The sequence below is a fragment of the Acidovorax sp. KPB24-07 genome, assembly GCF_057543315.1.
In genome coordinates this window covers 1-1,557 of the sequence record NZ_BAAJYS010000599.1, presented here as the reverse complement: position 1 = coordinate 1,557, position 1,557 = coordinate 1, and the positions used below count along the sequence as shown (strand labels likewise).

At 70.8% G+C, this 1,557-nt stretch carries 2 protein-coding genes; both read right to left on the bottom strand.

Features of this window, described 5'->3' with window-relative positions; genetic code table 11:
- The coding region (locus AC27IQ_RS24235) for a TPM domain-containing protein (RefSeq protein ID WP_487091091.1) at positions 1-816 on the bottom strand (816 nt) is incomplete at its 3' end.
- 22 nt (positions 817-838) lie between these two features.
- Positions 839-1,438, bottom strand: coding sequence for a LemA family protein (locus tag AC27IQ_RS24230; RefSeq protein WP_272565758.1), 600 nt, complete (start codon positions 1,436-1,438; stop codon positions 839-841).
- Positions 1,439-1,557 lie beyond the last annotated feature (119 nt).

The following is a 1,557-nucleotide window of genomic DNA, read 5'->3' as shown; positions in this document are numbered from 1 at the left end:
CCCGCCGCCCCCGGCCGGCCCGAAGCCGCCGCCGCGCCGCCCGCCCAGGGACAGGCCGGTGCCGCTGAAAAGCCAGGTGTAGAGCAGCGCGATCAGTCCGGCGCCGCCGGCCAGCAGCACGCTGGTGGTGAACAGAAACGCCAGCCCGCCCACGCCGCCGCCCAGCAGCAGGCCGCCCAGGCGGTTGCCGAAAATGCCGCGCGCCACCGGGCCGCCCACCATCACGCCGAAGAAGAGGAAGATGGCGAGGTCGGTCCAGTCCATGCCCGGCGCGGACCGGGCCGCGCGTTCGCTGGTGTCACTGGGAAGGGGCAGCGATTCGCCGGCGATGCGCGCGCCGATCTGGTTCACCGCGGCGGACAGGCCGCCCGCGTAGTCGCCCTCGCGAAAGCGTGGCTTCATGGCGCCGTCGATGATGCGCGCGGCGGCGATGTCGGGGATGGCCCCTTCCAGCGCCTTGGCCACCTCGATGCGCATCTTGCGGTCGTCCTTGGCCACCAGCACCAGCACGCCGTCGCCCACGTCCTTGCGGCCGATCTTCCAGGCGTTGCCGACCCGGTTGGCGAACGCGGCCAGTTCCTCGGGCGCGGTGGTGGCCACCATCAGCACCACGACCTGCGAGCCATGGGACTTTTCGATGGCGGCCAGGCGCGTGTCCAGCGCCTGCCGGTCGGCCGCGCTGAGCGTGCCCGTCTGGTCGATCACGCGCGCGGTCAATGCCGGCACGGCGCGCTGCGCCTGCGCTGGCGTGCCAAAGCAGCCGATGGCGATCAGAAAGAGAGCTGTCAGCGCGAGGCGGACGTGCGCCAGGGCCATGTCGGGCACTCCGGTGGTGGCGTCAGGGCTTGGACGCCGGCTTGGAGAAGTCCACCGCCGGCGGGGTGGAGATCTGCGCCTCGTTCTGCACGGTGAAGCTGGGCTTCGGGTCGTAGCTGAACACCTTGGCCGTGACGTTGGTGGGGAAACTGCGTGCGAGCACGTTGTATTCCTGCACCGTCTGGATATAGCGGTTGCGCGCCACGGTGATGCGGTTTTCGGTGCCCTCCAGCGTCACGCGCAGGTCGCGGAACGCCTGGTTGGCCTGCAGTTGGGGGTAGCGCTCGGCCACCACCATCAGGCGCGAGAGGGCGCCGGACAGCTCGCCCTGCGCGGCCTGGAATTTGTTGAACGCCTCGGGGTTGTTCAGCGTCTCGGGCGTCACCTGGATGGAGGTGGCCTTGGCGCGGGCCTCGACCACCTTGGTCAGCGTGTCCTGCTCGAAGGCGGCCTCGCCCTTGACGGTGGCGACGATGTTGGGCACCAGGTCGGCGCGGCGCTGGTACTGGTTGAGCACCTCGCTCCACGCGGCCTTGGACTGCTCGTCCAGGCGCTGGAAGTCGTTGTAGCCGCAGCCCGAAAGGGCCAGGACGGCGGCCAGGGTGGCAAGAAGACGTTTCATGGCGCGTGCGCTGGGCCGGGTGCAGGCGACAGTGCCGAAAGGCTGGCAGCGCCCGCGCATTCTGCCCCAGCCCGATCGGGCACCGCGTAGTCCGCCGGGCCGACCGCCCGGCCGGTCCG

What these genes read in the sequence shown, in the direction of transcription:
- AC27IQ_RS24230 (WP_272565758.1), bottom strand. Translation starts at nt 1,438, where the DNA reads ATGAAACGTCTTCTTGCCACCCTGGCCGCCGTCCTGGCCCTTTCGGGC.